The following is a 25,414-nucleotide window of genomic DNA, read 5'->3' as shown; positions in this document are numbered from 1 at the left end:
GCCGACGACGACCCCGCTCACCGGCCGTCCTCGGCCAGGTCCTCGGTGAGGTCGAGCAGGGTACGGATGATGACCGCGCGGGCCAGCGGCACCTTGAACGCGTTGCCGGGCAGCGGACGCGCGGCGGCCAGTTCGGCGTCGGCCGCCTCGGCGAAGCTGTGCTCGGTCGCCGGGGCGCCACGGAGCAGGTCCTCGGCCCGGTTGGCCCGCCACGGCTTGTGCGCCACCCCGCCGAGGGCGAGCCGGACGTCGCGTACGACGCCGTCCACGACGTCGACCGCCGCGGCCACCGAGACCAGGGCGAACGCGTACGACGCCCGGTCGCGGACCTTGCGGTACCGGGAGTTCGCGGCGAACCCGAGCGGCGGCAGCTCCACATTCATGATCAGCTCGCCGTGGCGCAGGACGGTGTCCCGGCCGGGCTCCTCGCCGGGCAGCCGGTGCAGCTCGGTGAGCGGGATGCTCCGGTCGCCGTCCGGTCCCCGGGTACGGACCACCGCGTCGAGCGCGGCCAGCGCGACCGCCATGTCCGACGGGTGGGTGGCGACGCACTCCGAGGAGGCGCCGAGGATCGCCATGTCCCGCTGGTGCCCCTCACGGGCCGAGCACCCGGTGCCGGGTACGCGCTTGTTGCACGGGGTGGTGATGTTCTGGAAGTACGGGCAGCGGGTGCGTTGGAGCATGTTCCCGCCGGTGGTGGCGAGGTTGCGCAACTGGCCCGAGGCACCGGCGAGCAGCGCCTGGGAGAGCACCGGATAGCGGGTACGGATCGTCGGGTCGGCGGCCAGTTCGCTGTTGCGTACCGCCGCGCCGACCAGGATCCCGCCGTCGGGCAGGTCCTCGATCCGCTCGGAGGTGAGCCGCCGTACGTCGACCAGCAGTTCCGGTGTGGCCACTCCGAGCTTCATCAGGTCGACCAGGTTCGTCCCGCCGGCGAGGTACGCCCCGTACGGCGCCTCGGCGAGCATCCGTACCGCCTGGGGTACGTCCTGGGCGCGGGCGTAGCGCAGCGGCCTCATCGGCGGGCCACCCGGGCGATGGCGGGGACGATGTTGGCGTACGCCGCGCAGCGGCAGATGTTGCCGCTCATCCGTTCCCGGATCTCCGCCTCGTCGAGCACCACCTCGACGTCACCGGCGGCGGTCACCGCGCTCGGCCACCCGGAGTCGACCTCGTCCAGCATGCCCACCGCGGAGACGATCTGGCCGGGGGTGCAGTAGCCGCACTGGAAGGCGTCGCACTCGACGAACGCCTCCTGCATCGGGTGCAGGGTGCCGTCCACGGCCAGCCCGGCGGCGGTGGTGATCTCCGCCCCGTCGTGGGCGACGGCGAGGGCGAGGCAACTGTTGGACCGCCACCCGTCGAGCAGGACCGTGCAGGCTCCGCACTGCCCGTGGTCACAGCCCTTCTTCGGGCTGGTGATGCCGAGTCGCTCCCGCAGCGCGTCCAGGAGCGTGGTCCGGGTGTCCACCCCCAGCGTGTAGACGGTCCCGTCCACCCGCAACGTCACTTCGGTATCCACTGCCCGCCCCTCGCCCCACCAACGGATGCACGAATTACCTGAAACTAGCCCAATCCAGGAACCCGAACACCCGTTTCCCCACCTGCCCTCCCCCTCCGGGGGGGCGCGCTGATACAGAGAAAGAGGGGCTATTCCGCGCCGGATAGCCCCTCTTTCTCTGTATTAGGCGCTGACCATGGGGTCAGGGGCGGGCGAGGAGGAGGGGGATGGTCATCTCGGCGGCGGTCCAGGAGCCGTGGTACGCGACGAGGTTCGCCTCGATCGGGGCGTCGGTGCGGGTGGCCAGGACCGCGTACGAGTCGCGGCAGCAGACGACCACGTCGCCGATCCGGGCCAGGTGTGCCTCCGGCACCGGGCCGAACCAGCCGGCGGCGACCGCCTCCGCCCTCGGCGCCACCCACGCCGCCGGCCCCAGCACCTCGGTCCAGGCGGCCAGCACGTCGTCCACCGCCCCCGGCAGGGCGTGCAGGTAACGGACCCGCGGCTCACCCGCCGCCACCCGTACGCCGGCCCGCAGCCGAGGATCGAGATCGAGGTCGAAGCGCCGGTCCGGCGGGACGTTGAGCTGCCCGTGGTCGGCCGTGACCAGCAGCGCGGCATCGGCCGGCAGCCCGTGGACCAACCGGTCGAGCAGCCGGTCCAGGTCGGCCACCGCCTCCCGCCAGGCCGTCGAGTCGACCCCGGACAGGTGCCCGTGCTTGTCGATGTCCGGGTGGTAACCGGAGACCAGGGTGGGACCGGGACCGGCGGTCAGCGCGGCCAGCATCTCGGTGGCCAGCGTGTCCACCTCGGCGGCACCCCGGTAGACACCACCGGAGTTGGCCGCCACCGTCAGGCCGCTGCCGGCATGCTCGGGACGGCTCACCACGGTCACCGCCACCCCGGCCGCCTCCGCCAGTTCGAACTGGGTCGGCAACGGCTGCCAGGTACGGGGATCCGGGTCCGGGGCACGGGGGTCGTCGGCCGTACCGGACCAGTTGATGTGGGTGAGCACCCGGTCGGTGCCCGGCACGTTGACCCGGAAACCGAGCACCCCGTGCGCCCCCGGCGCCGCCCCGGTGCCGAGACTGACCAGGCTCGTCGGGGTGGTCGACGGGAACCCGCTGGTGAGCGGCCGACCGGTCCGGGCCACCAGGTCGGTCAGCACCGGCGCGTACGGGGCCGCGGTCGGCAACTGGTACCAGCCGAGTCCGTCGACCAGCAGGACCGCGATCCGGCGTACGCCGGCGAGTTGGGCGGTCAGCCCCAGCGGATCGGTGGCCCCCGGCACCCCGAGCACCGCCAGCACGCTGGGCAGCAGGTCGGCGAGACTGTCCCCGCCGTACTCCGGTCGTACCTGGTCGAACGGACCGTGGGCACCGAACGGCAGCGTCACCGCACCGGGCCGGGCGGCGGGGTCGGGCCGGGCCGAGGGACCGGTCATTCGGGGCGGCGGGCGAAGAGGTGCAGTTGGGCGGCCATGTCCCGGTAGGGGGGCAGGGCCGCCGCGGCGATCTCCAGGTCCAGCAGCGCCTGCGGGTCACCGTCGGCAGCGGCGGCGGGGATCAGATCGGCGAAGACGCGTACGCCGTGGGTCTGCTCCACCCGCAGCCCGGCGGCGCCGAGCAGCGCGGCGGCGGTCTCCGCGTCGTAACGCCGTCGCAGGGTGTCCCGTGGCCCGGCGCACCCGTCCGGGTCGGCGAGCAGCGCGGCGGCGACGTCGAGGTGCCCGTTCATCGCCCGGCTCAGTACGGCCGCCGCCCGGCTCGCGACCAGCACACTCGCCGCCCCACCGGGGCGCAACGCGGTCGCCACCGCCGCCACCACACCGGCCGGATCGTCGACCACCTCCAGCACGGCATGGCAGAGCACCAGGTCGGCGCCGGCCGGCTCGACCAGCCCGGCGAGAGCGTCCCCGTCCCCCTGGACGGCCAGGATCCGGTCGGCCACCCCCGCCTCGGCGGCCCGCCGGGTCAGCGCGGCGAGCGCGTCCGGGCTGGCATCGACCACGGTCACCCGGTGCCCGGCCTCGGCCAGCGGTACGGCGAAGCCGCCGGTGCCGCCGCCGACGTCCAGGACGGTCAGGGTCCGCCCGGCGAGCCGGTCGAGTTCCCGGCGCAGCACCGCCCAGACCACTGCCGTACGCGGGGCCGGGTACGGTCCGGTTGCTGGCGCCGGTCGGCCGCGCACCGCGCCGGACCCGATCTGTGTTCGCTCCACCCGGACGAGCCTAGGCCACCCCCTCGCGCGGGGGTCAGCGGAAGTCGCGGGACGCGGGCGTGACCGGGGCGGTGATCGTGTCCAGCCGGTCGGCGATCAGGTTCGTCACCCCCTCGGCCCGCTCCAGCCGACCCCGGACGACCAGGGCGTTGCTGGTCCGGGCCACCTTCCGGTAGCGCTGCCACAGCCCCGGTGAACAGATCACGTTGAGCATGCCGGTCTCGTCCTCCAGGTTCAGGAAGGTCACCCCACCGGCCGTGGCCGGTCGCTGCCGGTGGGTGACGATGCCGCCGACCCGGACCCGCCTACCCGACTCCACCTGGCCCAGCTTCGCGATCGGCACCGCGTCGAGCGCGTCGAGCCGGTCCCGGACGAACCGGGCCGGATGGTTCTCCGGGGAGAGCCCGGTGGCCCACACGTCGGCGACCAGCCGGTCCACCGCCGACATGCCCGGCAGGGTGGGCGCGGTCGCCCCGGCCACCGTGCCCGGCAACCGGCCCGGTTTCTCCTGCGCCGCCGCACCGGCCGCCCAGAGGGCCGCCCGCCGGCTCAGCCCGAAACACGCGAAGGCGTCCGCGGTGGCCAGCGCCTCCAACTGCGCGGCCGGCAGGCCGACCCGGCGGACCAGGTCCGGCATGTCCGCGTACGGGCCGTGCGCGGTCCGTTCCGCCTCGATCCGCTCCGCCAGGTCGACGCCGACGGTGCGTACCCCGGCCAGCCCCAGGCGCACCGCTGGGCCGCCCAGCCCCCACCGGTGCGACGGCTCACCGGGCCCGCTGCCCCACCGGGTCTGCGGGGTGGACTCCAGCACCGCCTGGGCGCCGCTTGCGTTGATGTCCGGCCGGCGTACCTCGACCCCGTGCCGGCGGGCGTCGTCGACCAGGGTCTGCGGCGAGTAGAAACCCATCGGCTGGGCGTTGAGCAGCGCGGCCAGGAACGGGGCCGGGTAGTAGCGCTTGAGCCAGGAGGAGGCGTAGACCAGGTAGGCGAAACTCATCGCGTGGCTCTCCGGGAAGCCGAAGCTGGCGAACGCGGAGAGCTTGAGGAAAACGTCGTCGGCCAGCTCACCGGTGATGCCCCGCTCGGCCATGCCGGCGTAGAGCCGGTCGCGGATCCGGTCCATCCGCTCGGTCGACCGCTTCGACCCCATCGCCCGGCGCAGCTGGTCGGCACCGGCCGCGTCGAAACCGGCCAGGTCGATCGCGAGCTGCATCAGCTGCTCCTGGAACAGCGGCACCCCGAGCGTCTTCTCCAGCGCGTTGCGCATCAGCGGATGGGCGTACGTGACCTCCTCCTGCCCGTTCTTGCGCCGGATGTACGGGTGCACCGAGCCGCCCTGGATCGGACCCGGCCGGATCAGCGCCACCTCGACCACCAGGTCGTAGAACTCGCGGGGCTTGAGCCGGGGCAGGGTGGCGATCTGGGCCCGGCTCTCCACCTGGAACACCCCGACCGAGTCGGCCCGGCAGAGCATGTCGTACACCTCGGGGTCGTCCAGCGTCATGCTGCTCAGGTCGAGGGTGGACCCGATCATGTCGTACGCGTAGTGCAGCGCGGAGAGCATGCCGAGCCCGAGCAGGTCGAACTTGACCAGTCCGGCGTTGGCGCAGTCGTCCTTGTCCCACTGGAGCACACTGCGGCCGGGCATCCGCCCCCACTCCACCGGGCAGACCTCGATCACCGGCCGGTCGCAGATCACCATGCCGCCGGAGTGGATGCCCAGGTGCCGGGGGAAGGTCTGCAACTCGTTGGCGTACGCGACGACGTGCTCGGGGATCTCCTCGACGTCCACGCTCGCCACCTCACCCCACCGGTCGATCTGCTTGCTCCAGGCGTCCTGCTGGCCGGGCGAGAAACCGAACGCCTTGGCGATGTCCCGCACCGCCGACCGGGGCCGGTACGAGATCACGTTCGCGACCTGCGCGGTGTGCTCCCGGCCGTACTTCGTGTAGATGTACTGGATCACCTCCTCGCGCCGGTCGGACTCGATGTCCACGTCGATGTCGGGCGGCCCGTCGCGTTCCGGGGCGAGGAAACGCTCGAAGAGCAGGTGGTGCCGGACCGCGTCGACGTTGGTGACCCGCAGCGCGTAACAGACCGCCGAGTTCGCCGCCGAGCCGCGCCCCTGGCAGTAGATGTTGTTCTCCCGGCAGAACGTGATGATGTCGTGCACCACCAGGAAGTAGCCCGGGAAACCCAGCTCGTCGATCATCTTCAACTCGTGTTCGAGCTGCTCGTACGCCTGCGGGTGGGCCTCGCGCGGGCCGTAGCGCTCCAGCGCCCCGTCCATGGTCAAGCGACGCAGCCAGGTCATCTCGGTGTGCCCGGACGGCACCGGGTGGGCGGGCAGGTCGGGCGCGACCAGTTGCAGGTCGAAGGCGAGCTCGGCGCCGAACCGGGCGGCCCGCGCCACCGCACCGGGGTAGGCGGCGAACCGGGCCGCCATCTCGGCCCCACCGCGCAGGTGGGCGGTGGCCGCCGCCGGGAGCCACCCGTCGAGTTCGTCCAGGCTGCGCCGGGCCCGTACGGCCGCCAGCGCGGTGGCCAGCCGCCGCCGCGACGGGGTCGCGTAGTGCACGTTGTTGGTGGCCACGGTCGGCAGTCCGGCGCGGGCGGCCAGGTCGGCGAGGGCGTCGTTGCGGTCGGAGTCGGTCGGGTCGCCGTGGTCGGTCAGCTCCACCGCCACCGTCTCCGCCCCGAACAGCGCGGTCAACCTGTCCAGTTCCCGGGCCGCCGCCTCGACCCCGTCGGTGAGCAGCGCCGCCGGCACCGGCCCCTTGCGGCATCCGGTGAGCACCAGGACGTGGTCGCGCAGGTCGGCGGCGATCTCCTCCAGGTCGGCGCCGATCAGCGCACCGGCGTCGACCAGCGGAAGGGTGTCACCGGTACGCCCCGACCGGGACCGTCCGCCGGTCCGCCCCGACCGGCCGCCACCGCCCGCGCCCCTCGTGCCGGGGCCGGCACCGCCGCCGGTGGTGTCACCTCCCGGCCCGTTCCGGTGGGCGCCGTAGACCGGACGGCCCTTCTCGCCGCCGCGCAACTGGGCACGGGCGATGGTCCGGGCCAGCCGGGCGTACCCCTCCGGGCCGTGCGCGAGCACCAGCAGGTGCCGGCCGAGCGGATCCGGTTCACCGTTGGCCGGTCCGGGCAGGCCGAGGGAGAGTTCGGCACCGAAGATGGTGGGCAGGTGCAGGGCCCGAGCCGCCTCGGCGAACCGGACCACACCGTAGAACCCGTCGTGGTCGGTCACCGCGAGCGCGGTCAGCCCCAACCGGGCCGCCTCCTCGGCCATCTCCTCCGGGTGGCTGGCCCCGTCGAGGAAGCTGAAGTTGGTGTGCGCGTGCAGTTCGGCGTACGGGACGGTGCCGTCGGGGGGCGTGATCGGCCGTGCCGGTGAGGCGTAACGCTCCCGCCGCCGGCTGGCCGGTGCCTCGTCGGCGAGCGGGTCCACCACGTGCAGGTGACCGGCCGGCCCGTCGCCCGCCTTACGCCGGCCCGACAGCGTACGTTCCAGCTCCGACCAGGGCATCTTCGGGTTGTGGAAGCTCACCGGCGAGCACCCGCTTCCCACTCGGCGGTGTGGTCAGTCATAAATCGCCTCCACCGCCCACTGGCCACCGGCGAGGGAGAGCAGCAGCGCACCCCCGTCGGCGAGCCGGACCTGGAAGCGGGCCCGGCGCCGGGACTCGGCCGGCGCCCACCAACGCTCGTCCAGCGGCCAGGGCCCGGCCCAGCCGACGATCTCGACCGGCGCGGCGGCGCCCACCACCAACCGGACCGGGGCGGCGCTGACCTGCAACCTGGCGGTCACCGTGACCGGTTCACCCGCGTCGTCGTAGACCGCGGCCGGCAGCGGCGCGGCCAGCACCACCGCCGGTGCCGGCGGCGGCAACCGCCCCGGCCAGGGCGGCTCCGCCGGTCGGCCCGGGGTCCGTTCGTCGCCCCACGGCACCAGCCGGGCCCGGTCGGCGTCGGACCGCCCACCGCCGAGCACGGCGGTGAGCACCGACTCGGGGCCGAGGATGCCCTGCACCCGGCTCAGCGCCCGGTGTGCCCGGTCCCGCTCGACGCCGGTCTCGCCCCACAGTCCCGGCTGGAGGCCGGCCTGGGCCAGCAGCCCGTCGGGGATCAGCCGGAGCCGGATGATCCCCGAGGTCGGCCGGGACGGTGCGACCCGCCCGGCGGCACCGGGACGCCGGTTGGTCCCGGAGAGCCAGCCGTCGAGCTGCCAGCGCACCCGGTCGGCGATCGCGGCCGAGGTGAGCAGCCCGTCGTGCCGCCAGACCCGGTGCAGTTCCTGGCCGTGCTCGGTGACCGCCTCGATGCCGAGCCGGGTGCAGGCCAGGGCGTGTCCGGCGAGGGTCTCGTGCAGCCGTTCGGCGAGGGCACGGGCGGCGAACGCGGCGGCGTCGACCCGGTCCAGCGCTTCGTCGTACGTCTCGGTCACGGCCAGGTCGGGCGGCGGGCGGCGGACCGCGAGCCGGCGGTGGTCGCGGCCGGCCGCGAGTTGGTGGGCGAGCGCGGCGTCGAACCCGAACCGGGCCAGCACGTCGCCTGCGGGCAAGGCCGCGAAATCGGCCAGGGTACGCAGCCCGAGCCGACGCAGCAGGTCGGTCAGGGACGGTCGGCCGAGTGCCTCCACCGGCAGGTCGGCCAGGAACTCCGGAGCGCCGCCGGGCGGGACGATCTGCCCGGTGCGGGCGGCCAGGCCGGCGGCGAACAGCCCGTCGGCGATGCCGATCTGGCTCTCCACCAGGCAGGTCTGGGCGACGTGCTCGACGATCCGCTCGGCGGCCTGTTCCTCGCCACCGAAGTAGCGGGCGGGGCCGCGAGCGGCGAGCGCGCAGACACCCGGCCGGATCACCTCGACCCCGGCGGCCACTTCCTCGATCGCGGCGACCACCGACTCGAAGGCGCGGGCGTCCCGACCGGGATCGTGGTCGACCGCGATCAGTTGCGGGCAGCGGCTCTGTGCCTCCCGTTTACGCAGCCCACGGCGCACCCCTTCGGCACGGGCGGCGGTGGAGCAGGCAAGGACCCGGTTGGCGTGCAACACGGCGACCGGGGCCGACGCCGGCACCCCGTCGACGATCTCGGCCGCGATGACCGGCCAGTCCGGGCACCAGACGAGCAGGGTGCGCACCGGTGCCGGCCGCCCGGCCTCCCCCGTCCCGCCCCCCATCACGCCCCTCTCGACCAGCCCGTCGAGCCACCTTAGAACATGTGTTCGATTCTAGTTTGGCGGGGCTGCCCGCGCTGCCCCGTCCCGGGACGCGCACGGTCGGGCGCCTCACGGCCCGACCAGGGTGAGCGGGGTACGCCGGGACACCGGCTCCGGCCAGGTCGCGGACGATCCGGCCGTCCGGGTGCCACCGACCGGCTTAACCACACGGGTGGCGTCGTCGCCGGGCATCCAGACCTTGATCTCCTTGGGACGGGCGGCGGCACCCCGCCCCCGGGCGGAGACGGTCACCTCGCGCCGGCGCAGCCGACCCCGCCCCTGGCCGAGCCCCTCCCACGCCCCCGCGACCACCCGGAGGGTGACGTCGGCACCGGCCCACTGCCCGTACGGGAGGAGCACGCTGCCGCGCTGCCGGGCTCGGGCGGCCAGTCGGTCGGTGACCGTGGCGCTGACCGTGCCCGGTACGGCGATGACCACCACGTCGACCCCGTCGATCAGGGCGGCGACCACGGTGGCCCACTCCGGGCCGGGGTGCGGTACGAGGGCGAGCCGGTCCAGCGCGATGCCGAGTTCGGCCGCCGCGACCATGCCGAGGGTCGGTACGCCGACCACCGCGCACCACGAACCGGCGCGGGATGCCTCGGCGAGCAACGCCAGCAGGAGTGAGGTGCCGCCGCTGCGGGCCGGTTGGCCGGTGCCGACCGCCACCGTGCTGCCCCGGCGCAGTCCCCGGTTGGGCAGCAGGCCGATCAGCTCGGGCAGCACCGGCAGCGTCCGGTAGGCACCGGCGGCGTCCGGGGCGCTCGCCGGCCGGACCAGGTCCGCCAGCGCAGCCGACCCGACCGTCATCCGGCCCGCCATGGAACTCACCCATCCCCGTTGAAGTGTCTGTGCCGCTGCTACCGCCGGTCGGTCCGTACGAGTCCGGTCGCCACTACCGCCGGTCGGTCCGTGCGGGTCCGGTTGCCGCTCAGGCGGCGAGTCCGTCGATGGCGGGTTGGTGGGACAGGCCGAGCGCGGCCTCGACCACGGCCACGAACTGCTCGGCCGAGCGGAGCAGGTCGTCGGCCTCCCGGGCGGTCACCACCCGCGGGATGCCGGCCTCGGCGGCGGCCCGCTTGGTCGCGCCGGTGGCGAAGTAGGTGGCCCACTCCCCCAGCTCCGGTGCGACGAGCACGAGCAGGGCCCAGACGCTGGTGACCCGGTTGCGGCGGGTGGGTGCGGGACGGGCACGGGCGGCGAGCATCGCCGCGGCGGCGCGCAGGGCGGCCAGGTGCGCCGCCGCGTACCGCAGGCCGTCGGGTCGGGTCTGGGCGGCTTCCGCCAGCCCGCGCCGGGCAATCATGAGCAGCTGGGCCGGAGTCCGGTGCGGCAGTATGTGCGCCGGCACCGTCGGCACCTGAACCGGGCTGGTCGGCATGGGACTCTCCTCCGCGTCGCCGCCGTGTCGCCACCGGTCGGGCGGGGAGCCCGGATGGCCACGCACTGTCGAATAGCCCGCTGCGGAGGAAGACGCACCGGTGGTGCCGGCCGGATGTGGGTGCTTCCCCACACCGCACCCGGCCGGCTGACCCGGCGGGGTCACCGCCCGCCGCCCGGGGGTCGTGGGCGGCGAACGGTGATCCTGCCTTGGTGGCCCGGACTGGTGTGCCCGGAGCCCGCGCGGTCCGCGGAACCGCACGCCGGGAACTACGCCGCGAACGCTGCTCCCGGTGGTCAGGACGAGCGTTCGACTCAAGCCAGCGACCCAAGCCGACGACTCAATCGAACACGCGTTCTAACTACTGATGACAGTACACCTCGCCCCCGACAAAAACGCAACCACCGAGACACCGGTCCCGACCGACCGGAACCCGCCGCCCGTACCGATGCGGACCAGGCCCGGAACCGGCCCGGAGCCGGGGAAACCAGGCCCGACACCACGGACGCCACCCGTCACCGGCACCGGCGGGGACATCGACCGGGGCCGACACTTCCCGGAGTCGTGCCACCGGGAACGGGAGGCGGGCCCGGATCGGCCACGCCCGCCCGCCGCGCACCGGGGCGGGCTTGTTTCACGACCCGGTCGTACGGGCTTCATCTGCGCTTCCCCCGTTCATGGGGACAGGCTGGCTAGCCTGCACAGCGTTGATCAACAGGTGCCGAAGCAGGTAACCCGATCATCCGACCCGTCCCGGTGAACCACCGGCACCGCCGGCCCGGGCGGTGTGTACGGGGCGCCCCGGCGCCGCCCCCACCAGGGACGACGCCGTACGCGTGGGCCCGCCGTCGATGCCACGGCCGGCCCACGCGGCGCATCCCGTACCCGTCTTCCCTACCACCCGGCCGCACGTCGAGGCCGCCGTCACCCAGCCCTCGGACGCTGAGGCCGCCCACCGCTCCCCGACCGATCAGCTCACCGGCGATGCACCGGGAGGCGCTCCTTTTCGGGGGACGAATCTGGTGGCACACAGGTGCCAGGATGTGTGCGTGGCGAACAGGGACGAGCCGAAGATGGGCTGGCGGCTGTTTGCGGGGTTCGTCGCCGCGACCGAACTTCCGGCCCAGTTCGCCGAGGGCGGCTGGCACGCCAAGGTGATCGGCTCCCTGCTGGCCCTGGTCGTCGGGATAGCGCTCCGGGATCTGTTCGGCCTGCTCCTGAGGATGGTCCGCCGGCTCCGCAAACGGATGGCCGAGCGCCGCATGCTGTTCGTCATCCCCGAACCGCCCCTACCCCAACCGCCGAAGGACCGCACCCGTCGGCTGGGGTAGGGGCCGAGGCACTGCTGGCGCTGGGCCGGGCCGACGACCGGTCGGTGCCGTTCACGGCCCGGATCGTTGCCAGGTGCGTCGCCAGCGGTCGGCTTCGTCCGGGTGCCGGAAACGGGCCGAGGGCGCGGCCGGACCGTCCGGGTGGACCCCGCACCGGGTACAGGCCCGGGGTCTGGTGCGGTCCGCACCGCAGACTGTGCACTGTCCGGAATCGACGGTCCCGGCGCGGTGGGCGGCGATGACCCGGCCCAACACGACCGGCAGCGGTTCGTCGGGGTGGTGGGCGAAGTCCGGGCAGTAGGCCAGCGAGGACCACTGTCCGAACACCCAGTGGCTCGACACCACCGGGACGCGCTGCCCGGCGGCCTTCGACCGGCGGCGGGCGGCAACCACGGGAGCGGCGTACCCGAGCGCGAGTTGTCGGGCGGCTTCGAGTTCGTCCACCGCCCGGACCAGGGCATCCGGTTCGTCGTCGAGCCGGTACGGAATGCGCGCGGAGCGGACCAGATGGTGCCAGGTCGCGCGGAATCCGTACGGCGGGAAGCTCAGCGCGCAGCCGCGCAACGCCCAGAGCCGGTGGTGCACCGGCAGGTCGGTGTCCCGGACATGACGCGCCTCGGCCGGAAAGCTGGTCATCCGATCCCCGACATGGTCAGCCGCCGTACGCCCGGAGGGCGATCGCGTTCGCACCCTTCTGGATGCCGCCCATCATCATGCCCCGTCGGGTGCTCGGCGCGAAGCCGCTGGTGCCGCCCGGCGGGCGCTTCCGGTTGACGGTGACGCGCGGGCCCATCCGGTTCTCGTAGCCGGCGAACGCCACCCGGTGGTCCCCGCCGGCTGCGGCGAGTTTGCCGCCCGACCTGCCGTGTCAGCCGTTGCGTGATCGACCATCCGAACCGTGGGAGTAACGGCCAGCTGACGGTTGAGTCCTGACGGCGCATCGGTAATCTCAGCCGGTGACGACTCGTAACCCGGCTCTCGGCGTGATCATGGTCCTCTCGGCCAGCGCGCTGTTCGCGGTCAACGGCACCGTGTCGAAGCTGGTGCTGCGCGCCGGGATCGAGGCACCGCAGCTCACCCTGATCCGGGCGGCGGGTGCCTTCGCCGGGCTGCTGCTGTTGAGCGTGCTGCTGCGTCCGGGCGTACGCCGCCTGCGGGTCACCCTCCGCGACCTGCCGCTGCTGATCGGGTTCGGCCTGGCCGGGTTCTTCCTCACCCCGATGCTCTACTTCGTGGCGATCTCCCGCCTGCCGGTCGGGATCGGGCTGCTGTTCGAGTACACCGCACCGCTGCTGGTCGCGCTCTGGGCCCGGTTCGGCCAGCACCAGCGGGCCCGCCCCCGGCTCTGGTTCGGGCTGGCCGCGAGCCTGGCGGGGCTGGCCTGTGTGGCCGAGATCTGGGGCTCGCTGAACCTGGACGGGGTCGGCGTACTCGCCGGGCTCATGGCGGCGGTGGTGCTCGCCTGTTACTACGTGCTCGGCGCGCGGGGTGTGCAGCAGCGGGACACCCTCTCCCTGACCACCTGGGCGTTCGGCGCGTCGGCCGTGGCCGGTCTGTTGACCAGGGCGGTCACCACCGGCAGCGGGGGTTGGGAGCCGCTCGGGGAGCGCAGCGGCGGCGTACCGGTCCTGCTGCTCTGCGCGTACGTGGTGGTGCTCGGCTCGATCGCGCCGTTCCTGCTCGTCTCCGGCGCCCTGCGCCACCTGCCGGCGACCAGCGTCAGCATCCTCGGCATGGCCGAACCCGTGATCGCCTCGATCGTCGCCTGGCTGACCCTCGGCACCACCGAATCCCTCACCCCCATCCAGATCACCGGCGGCCTCGTAGTCCTAGCCGGCGTAGCCCTAGCCGAAACCGCCCGCCTCCCCACCCCCCTCCCCACCCCCGACCATCGCGTTGATCATGAAGTTAGCTACCTCGAAACGCCCGATCCGGCGCGCTAACTTCATGATCAACGAGGCGATCGGGGGTCAGGCGGGTTTGATTTGGGCCAGGTGGGTCAGGAGTTGGATGAGGGAGTGGGCTTCGGACGTGTTGTTGGCGGTGAAGGTTACGGTGCGGGCGCCGGGGGCGCGGGACACTCCGGGGATGAGGGTCGCCAGGTCGACGGTGGCCGGGGCGTACAGGTCGACCTCTACGGCCAGTGGTCCGGTCAGGGTGAGGGGCGGGACCTGCCCTCGGTTCTCGATCGCCGTTGTGGCCGCGGCGCGCAGGCGCTCCCGGGCCTCCTCGGGATGGAGAGTCTCGCCGGCCGCCTGACCCAGGGCGACCTTCACCGGCACCGTCACCGCCGCCGGGACCAGGGCGTTCAGCTCCGCGCAGGCGGCGTCGTCACCGCCGAGCAGGACCACCGGTGCACCGTGGTGCCCGGCCAGGGCGGTGTTGAGGCCGATCTCCCCCATCGACTGGCCGTTGATCCGCAGGTCCAGGACCGCGTCGCTGATAGTGTGGGCCAACACCGCCGGGCCGGCACCCGCACGGGCGTGGTAACCGACAAAGAGCACCGCCCCGGTGTTGTCGTCGAGCCCGCCGAGCATGCCGAGCGGGCGGGGCCGACCCCGGACCAGCCGGACCCGGCGGTCGAGTTCCTCCGGCAGGATGTTGCGGAACGTCCCGTGCGCGTCCGCCACCCGCACCGCCGCCTCCGGTACGGCATCCAGCACGCCCGCGATCACGGCGTTCACCTCGGCCGTCATCAGTCGGCGGCCCCGTTCGTAGTCGTACCGTTCCGGGTTGGTCTCGGTGGGGTGCACGACTCCCGCGACGCCCTCCATGTCGGCCGAGATCAGTACTCGCAGTGGTGTCGTCATCCAGTCAACGTAGATCGATTCGCGTCCGCCCGCGCCCCCGGCGACACCCCATCGGGCCCGATCAGCCTCGGCCGCGTACGAGCGGGAGGAACACCTCGTCGACGATCTCGACCAGCACCTCGTCGGGTACGGAGGGGATGCCGCGCATCGCGTACTCGGCGCGCAGCAGCATCATCGGCGTCATCGCCACCCGGCGGTGCGCGGCCCCGGCCGGCGCCTCACCCCGGGCGGCGGCGCGCTCCAGCATCGCCAGCCAGGCACGGTCCATGGTGTCCGCTCCGGACCGCTCCCGCATCAGGGTGAGCAGTTCGGGGTCGTCGGCCGCGGCGGCGAGCAACCCGCGCAGGATCGCCCCGTGCGGCGACGACCAGGTCTCGTTCGCCCGCCGCAGCATCTCCAACGCGTCGCCCCGCAGGGTGCCGGTGTCCGGGTTCGGCATCACCGCGTCGGACAGGTGACGGTACGCCGCGATGCCCAGCGCCGCCCGGTGCGGCCACCGGCGGTAGATCGCGTTCTTGTTGGTACCGGCCCGGACGGCGACCCGATCCATGGTCATTCCCGCGTACCCGGACTCGCGCAGTTCCTCCGCCGCCGCGTGCAGGATCGCCCGTTCCAACTCCTCGCCCCGGCGCCTCGTACCCATGCCTTGCAGGGTACGCGACGTACCCTATAAGGTACGCGACGTACCCTATGAGCGAGGAGAGTCGTCCGATGCGCGTCTTCGGCATGAACTACGACACCGGTTTCGTGAGCGCGGGGTCCACCACCCACGAGCCGTTCGACCCCGAGGCCGTGCGACGCGACCTGCGTGTCATCCGCGACGAGTTGCACTGCGACGCGGTACGCATCACCGGCGGGATCCAGGACCGGCTCGAACTGGCCGCGCGGTTCGCCGCCGAGGCCGGGCTTGAGGTCTGGTACTCCCCGTTCACCAACGGCCTCGACCGCGACGGGCTGCTGGCGTTCGTGCTCGACGGCGCCGAACGGGCCGAGCGGCTGCGGCGCAGCGGGGCGTCGGTCGTTTACCTCACCGGCTCCGAGATCGCCATGTTCACCGACGGCTTCCTGCCCGGCGACGACCTGGCCGAGCGGATGGCGCTGTTCACCGACCCGATGCGGATGCGGGACGCGGTCCCGGCCGCACGCGCCGCCGTGCACGACTTCCTCACCGAGGCACTACCCGCCGTACGGGAGCGGTTCGCCGGACCCGTCGGCTACGCCTCGATCCCGCTGGAGGCCGTGGACTGGGCGCCGTTCGACATCATCGCCAGCGACGCGGGGTACCGCGACGCGACCAACGCCGCGACGTTCCCGCAGACCCTGGCGGTCGCGGTGGGGCAGGGCAAGCCGTACGCCGCGACCGAGTTCGGCTGCTGCACCTTCCACGGGGCGGCCGACGTAGCGGGCGCGACCGAGCCGGTGACGTACGACGAGCACGGCCGCGCCGCGAAGCTCACCCCGGGGCTGGAGCGCGACGAGGAGGGCCAGGCCCGGTACGTCGTGGACCTGCTACGCGACTACGAGGCCGGCGGGGTGGAGGCGGCGTTCGTGTACACGTTCGCGAACCGCCACCTGCCCACCACCGACGACCCGGACCGGGACTTCGACCTGGCCGCGCGCGGGATCGTCCGGATGCTGCCGGACGGCTCGTGGACACCGAAGGCCGCCTTCCACGCCCTTGCCGCGTACGGCCGCTCGCGCGCACGGAGCCGGTCGGCCGCATAGAGCCCTGGGGTCGGTACGGGATGACCTCGACGGCGGGTGCTCGTCGGATCACCGAGGTGGTGTGGGCAAGATAAGGGCATGCAGCTTCATGCCAACGTGCAAGCGGTGCAGGACGTACTGGACCGGGCGGACGCGCGGGACGGCTCCGGCGAGCCGGTCCGGGTACGGATCCTGCCCGAGGCGGTGCACACCGCCGCCGCGGCGGCCGGTGTACTCGGCATCGAGGTCGGGCAGATCGCCAACTCGCTGATCTTCAACGCGGACGGCGCCCCGCTGCTGGTGCTCACCTCGGGTGCGCACCGGGTCGACGTACCCCGGTTGGCTGTCGTACTCGGGCTGACCGCGCTCAAGCGGGCCACCCCGGAGTTCGTACGCGAGCACACCGGCCAGCCGATCGGCGGGGTCGCCCCGATCGGGCATCCGGGTGCGGTCCGTACCCTGGTCGACACCGCGCTCGACGAGTACACCGAGGTCTGGGCGGCCGGCGGGGTGCCGCAGGCGGTTTTCCCCACCACCTACGCCGAGCTGTTACGACTCACCGCCGGCACCCCGGCCGAGGTGGCGTGAACCCGGTTCCCGAGCTGGTCACCCTGCACGTCTGGCGGTTGCCCCGCCGGGCGGTGCCGCGTGCGCTGATCCGGATGGCGGTCGACCGGCGCCGACTGCGGGCCACCCCCGGCGTAGCGTTCGCCAAGCTGCTCGGCACAGGCACAGGCAGCGGCTTCGGGCCTACCGACGCCGACCTGACCCGTTGGGCGGCGCTGGTGGTCTGGGCGGATCCGGCACGGGCGGCCGGCTTCGACGACAGCCCGGTGGGCCGGGCCTGGGGCCGGATCGCCACCTCCTGCGCCCGCCTCGACCTGCGCCCGCTGGCCAGCCGGGGCCGCTGGGCCGGAGCCGAACCCTTCGGCAACCCGACCACCCGGAGCGGATCGGTGGACGGTCCGGTGCTGGCGCTGACTCGGGCGCGGCTGCGGCCGGCACGGGCGGCGACGTTCTGGCGGGCCATTCCGGCGGTCGCCGCCGCGCTGCCGGACACCCCCGGCCTGACCGCCCGGTTCGGCATCGGTGAGGCGCCGCTGGGCTGGCAGGGCACGGTCAGCGTGTGGCGCAGCAGCGCGGACCTGCTCGCCTTCGCGTACCGTCAGCCGGAGCACCAAAACGCGATCATGCGCACCCCGACCGAACGCTGGTACGCCGAAGAGCTCTTCGCGCGGTTCGAGGTACGCGCGGTCCGTGGCGACCGGACCGTACTGGACTGGACCGGTCACGATGGTGGCCCGACGTGACGGTCGCCGAGAGTGACGATGGTGGCAAGCACGAGCGTGACGAGCGTGACCGTGGCAACGAGCGTGACCATCGCGACGAGCGGGGATGACAACGAGCGTGACGGCGGTGGCGCAGTGAGGAGCGGGCAGGCATGAGGTTGGTGCCGTGGCAGCCGGACGATCTCGTCCGGCGGCTGGACGACGTGGTGACGGTCTACGGCGAGGCGATGGGTTACCGGGCCGAGTTGCTGGAGGCGCGCCGGGGTTACATCGCCACTCACGTACGCCGCCGTGGTTTCCGGGCGGTGGCCACGTTGACCAACGACGGGCGGCTGGCCGGTTTCGGCTACGGCTACCACTCGTACCCGGGGCAGTGGTGGCACGACCAGGTGCACACCGCGCTGCCCGGCGACGCCCGCAAGACCTGGTTCGCCGACTGCTTCGAGGTGGTCGAGTTGCACGTACGGCCGGCGGCACAGGGGCACGGGCTCGGCGCCCGGCAGTTGACCGCCCTGCTCGCCATGGCGGGGGCGAGCACCACACTGCTGTCCACCCCGGAGGCGGACGAGCGGAAGTCCCGGGCGTGGCGGCTCTACCGGCGGTTCGGCTTCGTCGACGTGCTGCGCGACTTCCACTTTCCCGGCGACGAGCGGTCGTTCGCCGTACTCGGCCGGGAGTTGCCGCTGCCCCATCCGCCACCGGGCGAGCACGACGACGATCCCGGTTCACCCGGATAACCGGCCGGAGGATCGATGTGAACCGGACCCGGCTGCCCTGGTTCCTGCTGGTCATCCTGGTGCTGGCGCAGATCGGCTACCCGCTGACCGAGGGTCAGGACCGGGCCCGGCTGACCATCGTCACGGTTGTCCTCGGCTACCTGCTGTCGGTCGGCCACGCCCTGCTCAGCCGGGGTCCCCGGGCCGCCGCCACGCTGGTCCTGGTGACCACCGTCGGTGGTTGGGCGGTCGAGGCGCTGGGCGTGACGACCGGTTTCCCGTTCGGTGCCTACGACTACTCCGGGCAGCTCGGTCCGAAGCTCGGCGGCGTACCGCTGGTCATCCCGCTGGCCTGGACCTGGATGGCGTGGCCGGCGTGGTTGGCGGCGGCCCGGCTGACCCGGCCCGGCATCGGGCGGGTCGCGTTGGCCGGCGTCGGGCTCGCCGCCTGGGACATCTTCCTCGACCCGCAGATGGTCGCCGAGGGTTACTGGACCTGGCGGGATCCGACCCCGGCCCTGCCCGGGGTGCCCGGTGTGCCGGTCGGCAACTACCTGGGGTGGCTCCTGGTCGCGGTGGTGCTGATGGCCCTGCTGGCCCGGCTCGCCCCGACCGCGCCCCCGCTCGACGGCGTCGACACCCCGATGTACGCGCTCTACCTCTGGACCTACGCCTCCAGCGTGCTCGCCCACGCGGTTTTCCTCGACCTGCCCGGCTCGGCCGGTTGGGGGGCGCTGGCCATGTCGGTGGTCGCGCTGCCACTGGCCGGCACGCTGGTCCGCCCCCATCAACCCCATCGGGTACGCGCATGAGCTGGGCCGCCGCCGCCCCGGTCTGGATCGGTTGCGCCGTGGTCGCCGGGCTGACCCTGCACAGCCTGGTCAACGCCACCCGCTGGCTGCGCCGGCCGCCCCTGCGGGCCACCCTGGACGAGCCGGTGTCGGTCCTGCTTCCGCTGCGCGACGAGGCGGACCGCCTGACCCCGTGCCTGCGTTCGCTGCTGGCCCAGCGGGGCGTGCCCGACCTGGAGATCGTGGTCCTCGACGACGGTTCGACCGACGGCACCGCCGACCTGGTCCGGCAGCTCGCCGCCGATGACCCACGGGTACGCCTGCTCACCGGTTCACCACCACCGCCCGGCTGGCTCGGGAAGCCGTACGCCTGCCAGCAGCTCGCCGACGCCGCCGTACCCCGGTCGGGCGCGCTGGTGTTCGTCGACGCCGACGTGGTCCTCGCCCCGTACGCCGTGGCGGGTGCGGTGACCGCGCTCCGTACGGCGGGGGCGACGCTGCTCACCCCGTACCCCCGGATCGTGGCCGGGTCGATCGGTGAGCGGCTGGTCCAGCCGTTGCTGCAGTGGACCTGGCTGACCTTCCTGCCGTTGCGGCTGATGGAACGGTCGCCCCGGCCGTCGCTGGCCGCCGCCGGTGGTCAGTTCCTGGTGCTGGACCGGGACGGCTACCGGCGGGCCGGCGGACACGCGGCGGTACGCGAGAGGATCCTGGAGGACATCGAGCTGGCCCGCGCGGTCAAACGGGCCGGCGGCCGGATCGCCCTGGCCGACGGCTCCGCTCTCGCGGACTGCCGGATGTACGGCTCCTGGGCCGAGCTGCGCGACGGTTACACCAAGTCGCTCTGGGCGTCGTTCGGCTCACCGGTGGCCGCCGCGACCGTCCTGGCCCTGCTCCTGCTCCTCTACACCGTGCCCCCGCTGCTCGCGGTCGGTGCGGCGGTCGCCGGGGCGGCACCGCTGGCCTGGGTCGCGTTCGCCGCCTACCTGCTGGGCGTGGCGGGGAGGGTGGTCAGCGCGCGGGCGAGCGGCGGCCGGACCTGGCCGGACGTATTGGCACACCCACTCTCGGTCGCGCTGCTCGGTTGGCTGACCCTGCGGTCGTACCATCTGCACAGGCGGCAACGCCTGTTCTGGCGTGGCCGACCGGTGCACTGACACCCGGCCCACTGCCCGCCCACCGGAGCAGGGTGCGCCGTCGACCATGCCTGAGGAGGCGTACGGGGTGAGTCGAATTGTCGTTGTCGGCGCCGGAGTCGGTGGGCTGGCCACGGCGGCCCGGTTGGCTGCCGGAGGGCACGAGGTCACCGTCTTCGAACGGTCCGACACGGTCGGCGGCAAACTCGGCCGGTACTCGCGGGACACCCCGGCCGGTACGTTCCACTTCGACACCGGCCCCAGCCTGCTCACCCTGCCGCAGGTCTTCGTCGACCTGTTCCTGGCCACCGGCGCGAAACTCGACGAATACCTGGACCTGGTGCCGCTGGACCCGATCGTCCGGCACCACTTCCCGCCGCTGGGTGAGGCATCCGCGACCGTGCTCGACTCGTGCACCGATCCGGGCACCTTCGCGTCCCGGATCGGTGACGTGTTCGGGCCGCAGGCCGAGGCCGACTGGCAGCGGCTGTGGCGGCGGTCCGGCCGGATCTGGCACGCCGCGTGGCGGGACATCCTCCGCGACAGTGTCGACTCACCCCTGGACCTGGCCCGGCTCGCCTGGCGGCTGGGTGACCTGGCCGCCATCCGCCCCGGTCAGAGCCTGCGCGGGATGGGCCGGTCGTACCTGCGCGACCCACGGCTACGAATGCTGCTGGACCGGTACGCCACCTACACCGGGACCGACCCGCGCCGGGCCCCGGCCGCACTCGCCGCGGTCCCGTACGCCGAACTGACCTTCGGTGGTTGGTACCTGCGCGGCGGGCTCGGTTCACTCGCCGACGCACTGCTCTCCCGCTGCCTCGACCTGGGCGTGGTGGTGCAGACCGGCAGCACGGTCACGGCCATCGACGCCGCCGGCGGCCGGGTGCACGGCGTACGCCTCGCCGGCACCAACACCCCCGTACGGGCCGACGTGGTGGTGGCCAATGTGGACGCCCTCACCGTCTACCGGGATCTGCTCCCCCGCCCCGACCGGCTCGCCGGGCTGGCCGACCGGAGCCTGTCCGGTTTCGTGCTCCTGCTCGGTGTGCAAGGCTCGTCCGGGTTGGCGCACCACAACGTGTTCTTCCCGACCGACTACGACGCCGAGTTCGACGCGGTTTTCGGCGACGCCGGTCACGGCGTACCGGCCCGACCGGCGCCGGACCCGACCGTGTTCGTCACCGTGGCCGACGACCCGGCGGTCCGCCCGGACGGGCACGAGGCGTGGTTCGTGCTGGTCAACGCCGCGAGGCAGGGCCGTTCCCTGTCGGCGGTCAACTGGCGGCGCCCCGGACTCGCCGACGCCTACGCCGACCGGATCCTGGACGTGCTCGCCGCGCGCGGCACCGACGTACGCGACCGCCTGCTGTTCCGCGAGGTCCGTACGCCCGCCGACCTGGCCACCGCGACCAGCACCCCCGGCGGGGCGATCTACGGCACCGCCGGTGGCCTGCTCCGCCCACCGAACCGGGGCCCGGTGCCCGGACTCTTCCTGGTCGGGGGCTCCACCCACCCCGGCGGCGGCCTGCCCATGGTCACCCTCTCCGCCCAGATCGTCGCCAACCAGATCGGCCCCGCCTGACCCCCGGTGCTGTTCGACGGATCAGGACGAGGGCGAAAATTGCGGTCGCGCGCCGGGCCGTACCCGTTAACCTCGGCACCGTTCATCGAGACGGCGGAGTGAGGACGGACAGAATGCGCATCGACGCACCCGGATCCGGTGCCAACCCCACCACCGACCGCCTCGTGCTGAGCGTTCCGCAGCCGTCCGACCTGGCGGAACTCCACCAGTTGTACGCGGACCCGCAGGTCTGGCGCGCCGACCCGATCAGCCGTCAGTCCAGCCAGGAGCAGACCGCCACGATGGTCGATCGTTGGCTGGCCGGCTGGCAGCGCGACGGTCTGAGCATGTGGGTAGCCCGGAGCACCGAGCCGGCCACCGAGGGCCAACTCGTCGGGATCGGCGGCTGTTTCGTCCGCTTCGGCGTGGCCTGGAACCTCGGCTTCCGCCTCCATCCGACCTTCTGGGGCCAGGGGTACGCCCAGGAGATCATCCGCGCGGCGGTCGCCGCCGCTCGCGACGTACGCCCGGACCTGCCGCTGACCGCGTACCTGCTGGAGGGCAACACCCGGTCGCAGCGTACGACCGAACGGGCCGGTCTGCGACAGGTCTGGCGCGGCCCGGACGCCGGCAACCCCGACCCCCACGCCATCCGCCTGCTGTACGCCGACCGCGACCTGTCCCCCGCCCTGGTAAAGACCCTGACCGACAACTGAGTCACCGGCGCACGGCCACCTCAGCGGACGACGTCGTAGACGAACATGGTGATGCCGTTGTTGTACGTCTTCGACTCGACCAGCTTCAACAGTTGCTTGTCCTTGTCGGTCTCGCTGAACATCCGCTTGCCGCCGCCGAGCAGTACCGGGAAGACCAGCAGGTGGTAGCGGTCGATCAGGCCGGCGTCGGAGAGGTTGCGGGCGAGGGTGGCGCTGCCGTGGATGACGATCGGCCCGCCGTCGGTCTCCTTCAGCTTCGCGACGTCGTCGAGCGTACGCAGGATCGTGATGTCACCCCAGTTGTCGACCAGGGCGTCCTCGCCGAGGGTGGTCGAGACGACGTACTTCGGCAGTTCCTTGAGGGGCGCGAAGTCCTCGATGTCGGGCCAGATCGGCGAGAACACCTCGTAGCTGGCCCGGCCGAACATCAGCGCGGTGGCCTCCTCCGTCTCCCGACCCTTCAGCTCGTACGCCTCCGGCAGGAACTCGATGTCCTTGTAGGTCCAGCCGCCGCTGCGGTGCGCCTCGGTCGGGCTGCCGCCGCCGGGAGAGTCGACAACGCCGTCCAGCGAAACGAAGGCGGTGTAGATCAGCTTGCGCATCTTCGGTGTCCTATCCGTGTGGTCCGGGTGGATGTCCTCAGTCTCCGGTGGTGTTGCGTGCACGGCCACGATTAGGCTCAGACCTAATCGGAAGGAGCGCCCGGGTGATTCACCTGCACTTCACGGCGACCGACCTTACCCGCGTACGCTTCGCCGCATCGCCCCTCACCGAAACCGTCGCGAGCCTGCGTACGCTGGCCGCCGCCGGTCGGGGAGGGCACCTGCACCGGCCGTGGATCGCCAGGTTCGCCGAGCGGACGAGCCGGCTGCGCGAGCACGACCTCGACCTCCTGCGGGCGCTGGTACGCCCGGCGGGCTACATCCCCGATTTTCTCCTACCGCCCCCGAGCCGCCGGTCCTCCACCTTCGGTGACGCGCTCGCGCAGGTCGCCGACACCGATCCGGAGATCGTGGCGCGGGAGCTGGCACACCTGGCCGCCCACCGGGCCGCCCAGCACGGGCCCGGCCACGAAGAACGGCGAACCCTGCTCCAAGCGCTGGTACGCCGACCCGACGCCGGCATCGGCCCCGTCACCGAGGCGCTGGACGCGTACCACCGGGTCGCGATCGCCCCGGACTGGCCGAGGATCGACGCGTTGCTCAACGACGACATCGCGTACCGGCTCGATGCCCTGGCCGAGGGCGGCGTCGACCGGATGATGACCAACCTGCACCCATCGGTCACGTTCGCCGACCAGACGCTGAGGATCGCCAAGTACTACGAGGGTCACGCCGACTGTGGCGGGCGCGGGCTGCTCCTCGTACCGTGTGCCTTCGCCTGGCCGGACGTCCTGGTACGGACCGCGCAGCCGGAGTCTCCCAGCGTCTCCTACTCCCCGCGCGGCCTCGGCCGGCTCTGGGAGAAGCACCCCGAGCAGACCAGTTCGGCCCTCGCCGGGGTCCTCGGGCAGACCCGGGCCGCCCTGCTGACCCAACTCGACCTGCCGATGTCGACCAGCCAGGCCGCCACCCAGATGGCGCTGGCCGCGCCGACGCTCAGCGTGCACCTCCAGGCGCTGCGCGCCGCCGGGCTGCTCACCTCGCGCCGAGCGGGCCGACAGGTGCTCTACTCCCGGACCGACCTCGGCGACCGCCTACTCACCGAGGCAGGCCGCCAGCCCACCCCCTGAGCGTCGCACGCGCCGGGCAGTCCGCGCTTCGCGGCGCGGCACCCGTCAGGGCGCCCGCCGCGACCGGTTCAGTGCTGTTTCGCCAGCCCGACAAACGCGCGCCAGGCGGCCGGACCGAAGGCCAGAGCGGGCCCAGCCGGGTCCTTGCTGTCCCGTACGCCGACAACACCGGGAAGGTTCTTCGCCACCTCGACGCAGGTCGACCCACCGTTGCTGCTGCGGGTCGACTTCCGCCAGATGGCACCGGTCAGGTCTGCCATGTCGCTGCTACTTCCTTGATCAGATCGAGGGTTTGAGGAGCGGACAGGGCTACGGCCCTGATGGCTTCCCACGCTGCCACGAGGGTATCAATGTCGTCTTGCGTGTTGAATACGTGCGCGCGTAGCCGATCATCGAGGTGGGCCGCCTCCCCGTACGGACCCTTCGCCAGGATGAAACCCCCGGCGAGCCCAGCATGACCCCCCGCACTCGCCGGCACCACCTGAATATGCACATGGGGCCGCTCAGCGAGTCGGACCAGGTGTGCACACTGCTCCGCCATGATCGCCCGGCTACCCACGCACCGCCGGACCACAGCCTCGTCGATCATCGCGAAGAACTGCGGTGGCCTCCGCCCATCCAGGACCGGCTGTCGCTCTATTCGCGACGCCACGAGTTCGTCCACCTCGTCGACGTTGAACAGGCCACCCCACCCGATGACGGCCTGCGCGTACGCCTCCGTCTGGAGTAACCCAGGCACCAGGGCGGGCTCGAACCAGCGGAGCAACCGCGCATCGCGCTCGTACTCCAACCACTCACGCAACCAGGTCGGATGCCGACGCTTCAGTACGTCCGGCCAAAGGTCCCCTACGTCCCGTCCCACCAGCTCAGCAACCCGAGCACGGTGACGTGTCTGCGGAATCCGTCCCGGAGTTACCCATCGGGCCGCCGTTTTCGGATCAACGCCGATTTCGGCGGCCAACGATTCGGCGGTGTGTCCCGACTCGATCATCGCGACTTGAAGTGCGTGGTTCATTCCGTCTCCTCATAGGACGTACTGAACAGACGAAGAACCTACCGCAACGCTGTGTGTTTGTTCCAGTACGCAAGTCAGCCTGATTCCTGAGGTTGGCGTGGCCGGTGGAGGTGTGGAGGTAGAGCCCGGCGGTCGCGTCAACGGGGCGCCCCTGACCTGCGCCAGGGGCGCCCCTTCCAATCCGAGGAGGTGTGACGTGTTCGTCTTCCGTCGTTGGTGCAGGGCCGTCTGGCCGTGGTCGCTCGGGTCCGTGCCGCCGCAACCCCCACCACCGCCACCGCCCCCTC

General features: G+C 72.7%; 25 protein-coding genes and 2 pseudogenes. 11 read left to right on the top strand and 16 right to left on the bottom strand.

Annotated elements, in window-relative coordinates:
- Positions 1 to 17: 17 nt before the first annotated feature.
- The 9 genes and pseudogenes from OIE47_RS23880 to OIE47_RS23840 all read right to left on the bottom strand — a co-directional run bounded on the left by OIE47_RS23880 (position 18) and on the right by OIE47_RS23840 (position 10,323).
- A complete protein-coding gene (locus OIE47_RS23880; protein WP_326556758.1) occupies positions 18 to 1,019 on the bottom strand; it encodes an FAD binding domain-containing protein in 1,002 nt (333 codons plus the stop codon).
- Positions 1,016 to 1,522, bottom strand: coding sequence for a 2Fe-2S iron-sulfur cluster-binding protein (locus OIE47_RS23875; protein WP_326556757.1), 507 nt, complete (start codon positions 1,520 to 1,522; stop codon positions 1,016 to 1,018). Before OIE47_RS23875 ends, OIE47_RS23880 begins: the two co-directional genes overlap by 4 nt.
- Before the next feature lie 181 nt (positions 1,523 to 1,703).
- Entirely contained in the window at positions 1,704 to 2,945 is a 1,242-nt protein-coding gene (locus OIE47_RS23870; protein WP_326556756.1) for an alkaline phosphatase family protein, read from the bottom strand.
- Positions 2,942 to 3,721, bottom strand: a complete 780-nt coding sequence (locus OIE47_RS23865; RefSeq protein ID WP_442791982.1) for a methyltransferase domain-containing protein — start codon at positions 3,719 to 3,721, stop codon at positions 2,942 to 2,944. Before OIE47_RS23865 ends, OIE47_RS23870 begins: the two co-directional genes overlap by 4 nt.
- Positions 3,722 to 3,755: 34 nt before the next feature.
- Positions 3,756 to 6,560, bottom strand: a pseudogene (locus tag OIE47_RS23860) (error-prone DNA polymerase); the annotation flags it as partial.
- Positions 6,561 to 6,725: 165 nt separating this feature from the next.
- Positions 6,726 to 7,271 (bottom strand): annotated as a pseudogene (locus OIE47_RS23855) (PHP domain-containing protein); the annotation flags it as partial.
- A 33-nt stretch (positions 7,272 to 7,304) separates the two neighbouring features.
- Positions 7,305 to 8,903, bottom strand: a complete 1,599-nt coding sequence (locus tag OIE47_RS23850; RefSeq protein ID WP_326556755.1) for a DNA polymerase Y family protein — start codon at positions 8,901 to 8,903, stop codon at positions 7,305 to 7,307.
- 108 nt (positions 8,904 to 9,011) lie between these two features.
- On the bottom strand, positions 9,012 to 9,764 hold the full coding sequence (locus tag OIE47_RS23845; protein WP_326563213.1) for a hypothetical protein: 753 nt from the start codon (positions 9,762 to 9,764) through the stop codon (positions 9,012 to 9,014).
- A 109-nt stretch (positions 9,765 to 9,873) separates the two neighbouring features.
- Positions 9,874 to 10,323, bottom strand: coding sequence for an SAV_6107 family HEPN domain-containing protein (locus OIE47_RS23840; RefSeq protein WP_326556754.1), 450 nt, complete (start codon positions 10,321 to 10,323; stop codon positions 9,874 to 9,876).
- A gap of 1,049 nt (positions 10,324 to 11,372) precedes the next feature.
- Between OIE47_RS23840 and OIE47_RS23835 the strand changes: the two genes are divergently transcribed.
- Positions 11,373 to 11,654 carry a hypothetical protein gene (locus OIE47_RS23835; RefSeq protein ID WP_326556753.1) on the top strand — a complete coding sequence of 94 codons (282 nt, stop codon included), beginning with the start codon at positions 11,373 to 11,375 and terminating at the stop codon, positions 11,652 to 11,654.
- Between the two features lie 51 nt (positions 11,655 to 11,705).
- Here OIE47_RS23835 and OIE47_RS23830 read toward each other — a convergent pair whose 3' ends face one another.
- Positions 11,706 to 12,290: a hypothetical protein gene (locus OIE47_RS23830; protein WP_326556752.1), complete on the bottom strand. Its 585-nt coding sequence runs from the start codon at positions 12,288 to 12,290 to the stop codon at positions 11,706 to 11,708.
- A gap of 16 nt (positions 12,291 to 12,306) precedes the next feature.
- On the bottom strand, positions 12,307 to 12,474 hold the full coding sequence (locus OIE47_RS23825) for a hypothetical protein (RefSeq protein WP_326556751.1): 168 nt from the start codon (positions 12,472 to 12,474) through the stop codon (positions 12,307 to 12,309).
- Positions 12,475 to 12,610: 136 nt separating this feature from the next.
- Between OIE47_RS23825 and OIE47_RS23820 the strand changes: the two genes are divergently transcribed.
- Positions 12,611 to 13,597, top strand: coding sequence for an EamA family transporter (locus tag OIE47_RS23820; protein WP_326556750.1), 987 nt, complete (start codon positions 12,611 to 12,613; stop codon positions 13,595 to 13,597).
- Between the two features lie 27 nt (positions 13,598 to 13,624).
- Here the strand turns inward: OIE47_RS23820 and OIE47_RS23815 are convergent, their stop codons facing one another.
- Both OIE47_RS23815 and OIE47_RS23810 read right to left on the bottom strand, forming a co-directional pair.
- On the bottom strand, positions 13,625 to 14,464 hold the full coding sequence (locus tag OIE47_RS23815) for a M55 family metallopeptidase (protein ID WP_326556749.1): 840 nt from the start codon (positions 14,462 to 14,464) through the stop codon (positions 13,625 to 13,627).
- Positions 14,465 to 14,525: 61 nt separating this feature from the next.
- On the bottom strand, positions 14,526 to 15,107 hold the full coding sequence (locus OIE47_RS23810; RefSeq protein WP_326556748.1) for a TetR/AcrR family transcriptional regulator: 582 nt from the start codon (positions 15,105 to 15,107) through the stop codon (positions 14,526 to 14,528).
- Positions 15,108 to 15,175: 68 nt separating this feature from the next.
- Here OIE47_RS23810 and OIE47_RS23805 point away from each other — a divergent pair, with 68 nt between their 5' ends.
- From OIE47_RS23805 to OIE47_RS23770, 8 genes are all read left to right on the top strand, one after another.
- On the top strand, positions 15,176 to 16,189 hold the full coding sequence (locus OIE47_RS23805) for a hypothetical protein (RefSeq protein WP_326556747.1): 1,014 nt from the start codon (positions 15,176 to 15,178) through the stop codon (positions 16,187 to 16,189).
- 78 nt (positions 16,190 to 16,267) lie between these two features.
- On the top strand, positions 16,268 to 16,756 hold the full coding sequence (locus OIE47_RS23800) for a YbaK/EbsC family protein (RefSeq protein WP_326556746.1): 489 nt from the start codon (positions 16,268 to 16,270) through the stop codon (positions 16,754 to 16,756).
- Positions 16,753 to 17,478: a monooxygenase gene (locus OIE47_RS23795; RefSeq protein WP_326556745.1), complete on the top strand. Its 726-nt coding sequence runs from the start codon at positions 16,753 to 16,755 to the stop codon at positions 17,476 to 17,478. Before OIE47_RS23800 ends, OIE47_RS23795 begins: the two co-directional genes overlap by 4 nt.
- A gap of 131 nt (positions 17,479 to 17,609) precedes the next feature.
- On the top strand, positions 17,610 to 18,194 hold the full coding sequence (locus OIE47_RS23790) for a GNAT family N-acetyltransferase (protein WP_326556744.1): 585 nt from the start codon (positions 17,610 to 17,612) through the stop codon (positions 18,192 to 18,194).
- Positions 18,195 to 18,211: 17 nt separating this feature from the next.
- Positions 18,212 to 18,985 (top strand): carotenoid biosynthesis protein, encoded by a 774-nt coding sequence (locus tag OIE47_RS23785; protein ID WP_326556743.1) that lies wholly within the window; start codon positions 18,212 to 18,214, stop codon positions 18,983 to 18,985.
- Positions 18,982 to 20,121, top strand: coding sequence for a glycosyltransferase (locus OIE47_RS23780; RefSeq protein WP_326556742.1), 1,140 nt, complete (start codon positions 18,982 to 18,984; stop codon positions 20,119 to 20,121). Before OIE47_RS23785 ends, OIE47_RS23780 begins: the two co-directional genes overlap by 4 nt.
- A 67-nt stretch (positions 20,122 to 20,188) precedes the next feature.
- The gene (locus OIE47_RS23775) at positions 20,189 to 21,685 is read left to right on the top strand and encodes a phytoene desaturase family protein (RefSeq protein ID WP_326563212.1); all 1,497 of its coding nucleotides are present in this window, start codon (positions 20,189 to 20,191) and stop codon (positions 21,683 to 21,685) included.
- Between the two features lie 113 nt (positions 21,686 to 21,798).
- Positions 21,799 to 22,380, top strand: a complete 582-nt coding sequence (locus OIE47_RS23770) for a GNAT family N-acetyltransferase (protein ID WP_326556741.1) — start codon at positions 21,799 to 21,801, stop codon at positions 22,378 to 22,380.
- A gap of 20 nt (positions 22,381 to 22,400) precedes the next feature.
- Here the strand turns inward: OIE47_RS23770 and OIE47_RS23765 are convergent, their stop codons facing one another.
- On the bottom strand, positions 22,401 to 22,982 hold the full coding sequence (locus OIE47_RS23765) for a dihydrofolate reductase family protein (RefSeq protein WP_326556740.1): 582 nt from the start codon (positions 22,980 to 22,982) through the stop codon (positions 22,401 to 22,403).
- Between the two features lie 104 nt (positions 22,983 to 23,086).
- Here OIE47_RS23765 and OIE47_RS23760 point away from each other — a divergent pair, with 104 nt between their 5' ends.
- Positions 23,087 to 24,112 (top strand): ArsR/SmtB family transcription factor, encoded by a 1,026-nt coding sequence (locus OIE47_RS23760; RefSeq protein WP_326556739.1) that lies wholly within the window; start codon positions 23,087 to 23,089, stop codon positions 24,110 to 24,112.
- Between the two features lie 68 nt (positions 24,113 to 24,180).
- Here the strand turns inward: OIE47_RS23760 and OIE47_RS23755 are convergent, their stop codons facing one another.
- Together OIE47_RS23755 and OIE47_RS23750 are read right to left on the bottom strand one after the other, a co-directional pair.
- Positions 24,181 to 24,372 (bottom strand): DUF397 domain-containing protein, encoded by a 192-nt coding sequence (locus OIE47_RS23755; RefSeq protein ID WP_326556738.1) that lies wholly within the window; start codon positions 24,370 to 24,372, stop codon positions 24,181 to 24,183.
- Entirely contained in the window at positions 24,360 to 25,127 is a 768-nt protein-coding gene (locus OIE47_RS23750) for a DUF5753 domain-containing protein (protein ID WP_326556737.1), read from the bottom strand. The genes OIE47_RS23755 and OIE47_RS23750 overlap by 13 nt, the downstream gene beginning before the upstream one ends.
- Positions 25,128 to 25,414 lie beyond the last annotated feature (287 nt).

The organism is Micromonospora sp. NBC_01796, from assembly GCF_035917455.1.
In the GTDB taxonomy this organism is placed as follows: domain Bacteria; phylum Actinomycetota; class Actinomycetes; order Mycobacteriales; family Micromonosporaceae; genus Micromonospora_G.
Note: the sequence above shows the minus strand (reverse complement) of the source record. Positions and strands in the feature narration are given on the sequence as shown.